We start from the raw sequence: 8,165 nt of genomic DNA, 5'->3' as shown, positions 1-8,165 counted from the left end.
TGCCGCCCGCTTCCTTCAGATTCCACGTCGCCGTAGACACCCTTGCGCTTGGCTAACTGTTACTTCTGCCTTCACAGTTCGGGACTCGCACCCTATAGATTACGCCCATGCCGGGCACACCGAAAAAGGGAAGGAACTCAATGGAGTTCCTCCCCTTTATGTAAATTGATGTAGAAAGAATCTATTCAATTGTTAAAGGAAAAACGTAAGATCCAGTTCCTTGTTCCCAAGTGGCATTAACTTCATATATAGTTCTCCCGCTTTGCTTATCTAAAACTACGTCAGTTCCCCTATTAGAAGGGAAAGACCCCAACACAAATACCTCGTAAGAGATTGGTTCTTCTTCAAATTTAAGTTCAATAGTGGTATCCGAATTTACGGCAGGACCTTTCCTATTCCCGATTAAGTCAGAAACAGGTACAACTTCTGCACTTATACTGGCCATGCTCTTTTCTTCTTCATCATAATAACTCCACGAATAGCCATACGAAGCAGCCATAAACGCTTCTCCATTTACACTTACTTTTAAGTTGGGCGGTTTTTGAATTGAGTCATTTCTATTTTCCGCAGAAGTACTATTGTTTTCTTCATTTTTAATAACTTCCTTTTCTTGAGAACAACCAGCTATAAAAAAAATAATCGCTATAATTACATATAGTATCTTATAATTCATTTTGTACTCCTCCTTTCATTTCTATTAGTCTAGCTAAGCAGTAAAAAGTTACAATGCAAACTTCAATTTCAAACTTTTCATTATAGAGCGTTCGTAAAAGTCCACTCGAACGAACAAAAAAAGAAAGAAGCTAAAACCTTGGCTACTTTCTTTTTTATAAAGGATTCCATACAAATTTAATCTAGTTTAAATTTATATCTTTCGATATTTCTTGTATTGTTGCAATCATAAAGTCCGGACGATCAAGATGCATGGAGTGTCCTGACTGTTTAGCGAAAACTAACCTGCTCTTTTTCGAAAGCTTAGCTTGTTCTTTGATTAATTGTTGCCATGTGTTTTCAAGAAGCTGTAATTCTGATTCAGGTATACCTTCTTCTATTCCCTGCTGAATGACATATTCTTTGTCCCGGCCAATTACCAAAAGAGGAGTATCGGGAAACGGTCCTAATTCTTTAATAATCTTTGCATCTGCTTTCCAGTTCTCTGCCTCACTCTTCATTGCTTTGTACAGATCAGGTTTCTGCTGAAATTTTATTAATCTTTCTTGTACAGGCAAAGGCAACTTTTTCTGATTTTCTGTTAGGATAGGCTGAACAATCTTGCTCAACTCTTTTTCATTCAGATCCGCATAAATCTTGCAGCTCTCTAACCACTCTTTATCAGAAGAATTTTGGTTTAAGACAGGAAGGTCCAATGTGTTCAGCTTTTCTAAATCATGGGAAGTAGAGTCTACCAACACTAAAGCTTTCACTTTATGAGGATAAACCTTTGTAAAATGCTGCGCACATAACCCACCATAGGAATGGCCAATCAGTACAACCGGTTCAGTTATTTCCAGCATAGTTAATAATCGATATATTTCTCCTATAGTACTATCTGTTGTGCGAATACCTTCTCCAATTTCGCTGTCACCAAGTCCAGGGCGATGGAACATAATGACTCTGTTTGTTTTACTTAAAGCTTCTGTCACTTCCACCCATTCGTCGAATGAACAGCCCATTCCAGTTAAAATTAGAATTGGAGTTCCGAAGTTCCCCTTTTGGAATATCTCCATTCGTTTATTTTTTAGATTCACAAAATCTCTCATCTTTACTCTCCTCGCAAAAAAGCTTACCCAGCATAACTCCTAAGTTCCCCCTACTATTTTAATTCACTTTTCTTGTAGTGCTGCTAACTTCTTTAGAATAGGACTTGCGAATGTAACTTACTTGGATATATGTTACATTCAATTTTTATAAAAAAGTCCAAAAGCTCTTATTGTCGGTATGACTATCGACGATAAGAGCTTTTGAATTCGTACTGCCTTAAGACGATTGTTTCCGCCTTTTTTTCTGAAGCAAATTAATTAAGTAAACTACTAGTAAAATAATTGCAGTAATCAGTAAAGAAAAACCAGCTGTTCTGAAAAAGTACTCGGAATCCGTTAATAATGCTGGTGAAACCATTCCATTTACATCAGTTGTCATAATTGTCTTAACGCCTAGCAAATAAGTGAGAATATATACACTTAAAAATGAGAATCCAGCAACTTTCCAAAACTTGTTATTCATGTACTCCCCCTAAATAATAAATCCATATATACCAAATTGTACCACGAGTTTGAATGTAATTTACTTACCAATAAGTTACGTGCAAAAAAGACAGCAAACTTTTAAAACTTTCCAATACCACCTATTTTATAGTCGTCAGTATTAATTTTTCTGTCTGTCCATCCCACATAATTTCCATTTCAAGCTCATCATCTTCTTGAAAAGTTCCGCAACCTTCACAGCCACTGCCAATATTGCCTTTTCCGTCTGTTAACGGTGTTCCTGTTTGCCCCATTTTGGTTAATGTGGTTCCAATTTTATAATCTACTGTTTCTGGCATTGGTCCATCTCCTATGTATTTAAGAGTTCCAGTGGCTTTTTGTTCATCATCGTTAGTAACATCCACCATATAAAAAACATCCCAATTATCGGTAGTCCCCGAAAATTCATAAATTCCGCTATTACTACATCCACCTAAAACAAGTAAAAGGATAATAAATATAGAAATTCTTTTCATTCCTTTCCCCCCTTATAAAGTCATTTTGGATGTAACTTAACTGCACTTAAGTTACATTCACATTAGCTAAAATTAAAAGGTTTACGATACCCCTGCTTTCGAAGAATTATAGGAGAATTTTTCATACATACTAAGAATGAATCCACATGCTGACACTGTTGCTAAAAACGAACCTGCGTATAGAAAAGGAGAAGATGCATAGCCAAAAGTAACTTCTCTTGGCAGATTATCTACAATAGCCCATGCGGCTTCCAAATCTGGTTCATAATTCACCGTTTTTATGTATCCTATCGCCATAGTACTCATGAAATAAAGACCATGGATAGCAGTTGCTCCTAATAAAGCTTTCGAAAAGATCCTCATCCTAATTCCCTCCTTCTCTTCTAGTTTTTAGTATATCAATGCACCCCTGATTCGTATATGGAATATAGATTCCACCCTAACCAAGCACAGTGACACAACCGTCTTTCATATTTCATAGATTCTTCTGGTTCAAACCGTTCGTAAAAGTACACTTATACAGACTAAAAGGAAGAAAAGATCGATACTTCACCCCAAATGAATCACATTTTAAAGTGTCTACCATTTGGGGTGAAGTTCAAATTTCTCATTATGAGTGTCTTCTTATAAAATTAGTCTTTCAAAAAAGTGGGTAAACCAACTTCTCTTAAGAGATCATTGAAATTGTACTCGTAACTTGTATCTATATTGGATTTAATCCAAGTCTCCCGGAGTTGAAAAAACAATTGGGGATCGACTGAGGGATACACATTTTCAAACTGATTTTCGTTATCGAGTTTGATTAAATCAACTACAATTGCATTATATAGGAGAGGAAACTCTTCTTTAATCGCCACTTTATTAGCTAAAAAAGCCTGAAAATAATCTTCGATAAAATAGATTTTATCTAGGTGCTCTTTTAGGTCTGAATAGTAAATAATATCAGCATGAGAATAAAAAACAAAAGCGGATTTCATCCACCAATTTCCTACAGCAGCAGCAAAAACTAGAAGCGAATACTTTCTTACTTCCTTATTTGGATGGGAAAAGTATCGATAATAATCAGCGTAGTTTTCACTACTCCACTCTTTACCGGTATCAAAGAATCCTACTTCAATACCCTCTAAAATTCTTTTTGCTTTTATAACTATGTCTTTCATTTTTTCCCCTCAATTTCTATATAAAGTATAGGTTAATTAACCGATCTTGTTTATATTCCAAAAGTACTTCCACTGTGCAGAATTACTCTCCACCTTTGTTCTGCTAGTGAAGAAAAATTTGTTTATAGTACCTACCTGTTTCTGCAGCAATTAAATGGGCTTGATTATTTAATACTTGCATAGCTATATCCGTTATGTCAGATTGGAACTCTGCATATATAAATTGAGAATTAGTTTTCTAATTATATTGTAGCTCTTGTCCATGATGCTCGCTCGAAAAAGACTCGACCTCGTTTACTGAATTTGCTTCAAAAGAAGAATAGCGGCTTTCCCATTATTCAAGCTACAGGAACCCAAAAACTCCATAATCCAGATAATTTTAGAAATAAAACATGCTAAGATTAGTAGGACGAACCAAGGCATTGGTTTGTCCTGCTATTTTTTTATAGTAGAGGTGAAGTGGAGGTCGGGAACGGTTTAGGATCTTGAATCCGGAAATAAAACGGACCTCCTTCACCATCCTTATCTGAATCAGGTTTGAGTATGTGGGATCCGTTGAGATCGTGTAAAAGAAATGGGAATCGGTAAGGATCGGTGAAGCTTCCAATCAAATCAAAGGAGTGTGAGAGATGAAACATGTCATCGCTTTTGATGTCAGTATGGGGAAAAGTTATTTCGTGGTCTACAATGCGGTAAAAACCTGTATTGCCGAAAAAGAAATCCAGCACACGCGCGCAGATTTTGCAGCGCTTAAAGAGCTGATTGACGGCCTAACCGCAGGTTATGAGGAAGTGCCGCATCTGGTGCTCGAAGCCACCGGTGTCTACTCGCGTCCACTCGAACGTTTCATGCAGGAGAATGGTTATCCATATTATCTCTTGAACCCGTTGGAAGCCAAACTGCAGAGCGACCGGTTGCGGAAACACAAAACGGACCATGCAGATGCCCACCAGCTCGCAAGCAGCCATTTCCAGAATGAGCGCCGGTTGGAGACCCCTTCATCAGATATTTACCGGCAACTCAAGAAACTGTCCCGGCACTACGTTGATTTGGACGCGGAGCTTACCGTGATCCGGGGACGCCTGCACACGGAACTGCAGCTGACTTTCCCAGAACTTAGTGGCTTGTTTTCGACAATGTCAGACCTCTTTCTCCAGTTGGTACAGCTGTTTCCACATCCGGACCTGGTGTTGGAGCACTCCAAAACGGTGCTCAAAAACCGGATTCTGTCCAACACCGAGAAGCGGATGTCCGCTAAAAAAGCAGAAGAAAAAGCAATCCAACTGCTGGATGCCGCAAGCTGTTCCTATCCCGCGGTAAAGGTCGATGACCTAGCTTGTGAGCTGGTTCGGCTGTATGCCAAACGCTTCCACGAGCTGCTCTTTCTGAAAGAGGCGTGTGTTGAGAAAATGGCGGCGTTGGCTTCTGCGTTAGAAGAATATGCCATTGTGTTAAGTATTCCAGGCATCGGGAAGAATACCGCCGTTCGCCTGCTTGCTGAAATCGGCGATATTCACCGATTTAAGAATCACAAACAATTGAATGCTTTTGCCGGCATCGACATCCGTCGTTATCAATCTGGAAAGTTTTTGGCCAAGGATCATATCAATAAGCGCGGAAACAAACACCTCCGCAAACTGCTCTATATCGTTGTTATGAATATGCTCAAACAACAGCACGTGTCGCAGAATCACTTGGTCGATTATTATCAGAAACTAAAAAAACAACCTTATAACAAGTGTCATAAGGTTGCCGTGGTGGCGTGTATGAACAAGCTGCTCAAAACGATTTTCCACTTGGTCACACACCAACTAAGCTACGATTACAGGCTCAGCCCCTGCACCGTGGCACCTAGAGTTTAACACATTCCATCTCCTGCTAAAAAATGATAAAGCCGGAGGTTTTTTTGGTATGTCCATTTTTAGTTCTAAGCAATTACCGCCTCTAAGAAGAAGAGAAATCTCCAAAAAATGCTTTTTATTTGAGTAAAGTCTATTGACTAATCGTAAGAAACCGTTCGTAAAAGTACACTTTTACGAACACATGAGAAAAGCGAAAAACTTTAATAAGGCGTATTCCCTTCTAAATTGTAGTAAGACTCTGAAAAAAACTGATATAAGTTTAATTCCGAAATCAGGCAGTTAACTGGGCTACAAAAATGAAATTGAGATATCCAATACAAGAAAATTCTCTTTAAACCTTAACAAAATTAAGGTGTAACGTTTTTTGAAATTCATAGTACAAATATGTTACAATGTAAGAAAGAGGTGAGCAACCATGGAACTCTACCAATATCTATTAGACGAATACGGATACGATGAACCAATTCTCACCGAGCAACTAAAAGAGGACCTCCAGCTGAATCCCAGTACACTCAGACAGTATATCAAGCGCCTTTCTGACAAGGGGCTGCTTGCGAAAGTCCAGAATGGCATCTATTTCATTCCAAGAAAGAAACCGATGTTTGGCTCGGCTGTGCTAGATACGGACCAGATTGTTCGAAAGAAATTCTTGGAGAACCGGGATGGTATCATCGGTTACAAGTCAGGCACCAATTTTGCCAATGCCTTGGGCCTGACATCCCAAACGGCAGCGGTTGCGACCATTGTGACAAATAATGCGTCCGCCGTGAAACGGGAAGTGAACATCTACAAAAAACGGTTTATCATTCGAAAGCCGAGAGTAAACGTGAATAGATCCAACTATAAACTTCTCCAAGTGCTCGATCTGTTGAACAACTACGAGCAGTACAGCGAAAAACCGCTCGAAGCGGCGAAAGCGAAAGTCCTGACATATCTAGAGGACGTTTCAATGAATGAACGGGAAGTGAAGAGATATCTCGATGCATACCCGATAAAAACAAAACTGAGAGTATATGAATTGGGGTTATTTGATGCGATTGCACGAAGAGAACGAGCTGTTCAATGATTTGGTCCGGTCAGCAGCTGCAGCATATGGACTGCAGAATTTCCAGATTGAAAAGGATTATTACGTATCCCAGCTTTTGAAGCAGCTAGTCTCCATCTTCCCTGGCGTTGTATTTAAGGGCGGAACGTCACTCTCGAAGTGCTACGATGTCATCAAGCGTTTTTCGGAGGACTTAGATCTCAGTGTTCCGCTTGGAGAGAGCAATAAGTTGCCAAGAAGCGATAAAAGGAAATTGAAAATCGCTATTGAATCTGTAATTGAGGACCTCGGATTTTCACTGTTAAATCCTGACGAAATCCGGTCAGGTCGGGAATTCAATGAGTACGAAATTGCCTATCGCAAAGCATTTGAAGGCGACGAGGAGATGTCCCCTCACATTCTTGTGGAAACGAATGTCGCCTATAAACCCTTTCCATTCGAACAGCTTGGGGTAAGCAATTACATCACGAAGTTCGTTATGGCTACAGAGGGCAACGAAATGGAAAAAGAACGGTTTTTGGATGAATATGAGATGAGACCGTTTGCGGCGAATGTGCAGACGATTGACCGGACTTTTCTTGATAAAATCTTTGCCATCTGCGATTATTACGAAAAAAAAGAAAGTACTCGCTATTCAAGGCACCTATACGATCTGCATATGATTGAAGAAAGTGGATTGGTCAATTCAGCAGGATTGAAACTACTGATTTCTGAGGTGATCGAGATTCGAAGAGATGGTCGGGACACGGCTTCCTGTCAGCCTGGCTATGAATTAAAAAACACATTGAACGAAATCATTCGTACCGCTTTCTATAAGCAGGACTATAACCGCAATACGAAAACGTTCCTGGCGGAAGACGTGTCTTATGAAGAAACCATCGATAGCCTGAAAAAAATTATCGATAGCGACTTTTTACCAACTGTCATCAAAATATAAACGCCCAACCAGTTAGCTGGTTGGGCGTTTATTGTCGAAAACCATGAAAGCTAAAATCTTTAAACAGCTATCGAAAAGAGCGGAGTTAGTCCTTCTTCTTGAGCTTCAGTGAGTCATCCGATTTTATTAGTAAGCGATTCTGCTTCCTATAAGCCCTCATATGTAAACTGAAAAAAGAGTAGAAGAACATAGTCCTTAAATCGCGCTTATGACTATTATTCTAAAGGCTTCTTTTCATTGGAGTAACATGTCTCTGTAAGAATAGAAGAAAAAAAGATCTTGTGAATGTGCAATCCTTTTTCTATTTATACGAAGTCACTAGTGTTGCATAAAAACTGACGAAATATTCAGTCACAATTTTTCAATTATTTTTGCCAAAAAGGGAAGCACCCGAATAAAGGTAGCACTGTCCATTTGGTAGATTTATACAGTTTGACGAAGG

At 39.2% G+C, this 8,165-nt stretch carries 9 protein-coding genes; 3 read left to right on the top strand and 6 right to left on the bottom strand.

The annotated features are described in order from the left end of the window. Positions 1–181: 181 nt before the first annotated feature. From DIJ65_RS15885 to DIJ65_RS15860, 6 genes are all read right to left on the bottom strand, one after another. Positions 182–673, bottom strand: a complete 492-nt coding sequence (locus DIJ65_RS15885) for a hypothetical protein (protein WP_117303775.1) — start codon at positions 671–673, stop codon at positions 182–184. Between the two features lie 181 nt (positions 674–854). Further along, positions 855–1,760, bottom strand: a complete 906-nt coding sequence (locus tag DIJ65_RS15880) for an alpha/beta hydrolase (protein ID WP_117303774.1) — start codon at positions 1,758–1,760, stop codon at positions 855–857. Positions 1,761–1,977: 217 nt separating this feature from the next. Continuing rightward, on the bottom strand, positions 1,978–2,223 hold the full coding sequence (locus DIJ65_RS15875) for a hypothetical protein (protein WP_117303773.1): 246 nt from the start codon (positions 2,221–2,223) through the stop codon (positions 1,978–1,980). Between the two features lie 121 nt (positions 2,224–2,344). Continuing rightward, positions 2,345–2,719 carry a hypothetical protein gene (locus DIJ65_RS15870; protein WP_230321469.1) on the bottom strand — a complete coding sequence of 125 codons (375 nt, stop codon included), beginning with the start codon at positions 2,717–2,719 and terminating at the stop codon, positions 2,345–2,347. An 81-nt stretch (positions 2,720–2,800) separates the two neighbouring features. After that, positions 2,801–3,082, bottom strand: coding sequence for a hypothetical protein (locus DIJ65_RS15865; RefSeq protein WP_117303772.1), 282 nt, complete (start codon positions 3,080–3,082; stop codon positions 2,801–2,803). 269 nt (positions 3,083–3,351) lie between these two features. Next, positions 3,352–3,879, bottom strand: coding sequence for a hypothetical protein (locus DIJ65_RS15860; RefSeq protein WP_117303771.1), 528 nt, complete (start codon positions 3,877–3,879; stop codon positions 3,352–3,354). A gap of 629 nt (positions 3,880–4,508) precedes the next feature. On the opposite strand from DIJ65_RS15860, the gene DIJ65_RS15855 reads away from it, so the two are divergent. From DIJ65_RS15855 to DIJ65_RS15845, 3 genes are all read left to right on the top strand, one after another. Then, a complete protein-coding gene (locus tag DIJ65_RS15855) occupies positions 4,509–5,741 on the top strand; it encodes an IS110 family RNA-guided transposase (RefSeq protein WP_117303770.1) in 1,233 nt (410 codons plus the stop codon). A 415-nt stretch (positions 5,742–6,156) separates the two neighbouring features. Continuing rightward, positions 6,157–6,807, top strand: a complete 651-nt coding sequence (locus tag DIJ65_RS15850; protein WP_117303769.1) for a DUF6088 family protein — start codon at positions 6,157–6,159, stop codon at positions 6,805–6,807. Next, positions 6,773–7,723, top strand: coding sequence for a nucleotidyl transferase AbiEii/AbiGii toxin family protein (locus tag DIJ65_RS15845; RefSeq protein WP_185959580.1), 951 nt, complete (start codon positions 6,773–6,775; stop codon positions 7,721–7,723). The genes DIJ65_RS15850 and DIJ65_RS15845 overlap by 35 nt, the downstream gene beginning before the upstream one ends. Positions 7,724–8,165 lie beyond the last annotated feature (442 nt).

Origin of the sequence: Planococcus salinarum, assembly GCF_007004625.1 — a bacterium.
Classification (GTDB): domain Bacteria; phylum Bacillota; class Bacilli; order Bacillales_A; family Planococcaceae; genus Planococcus; species Planococcus salinarum.
The sequence above is the reverse complement of the archived record's forward strand: the minus strand, read 5'-3'. Positions and strand labels throughout refer to the sequence as shown.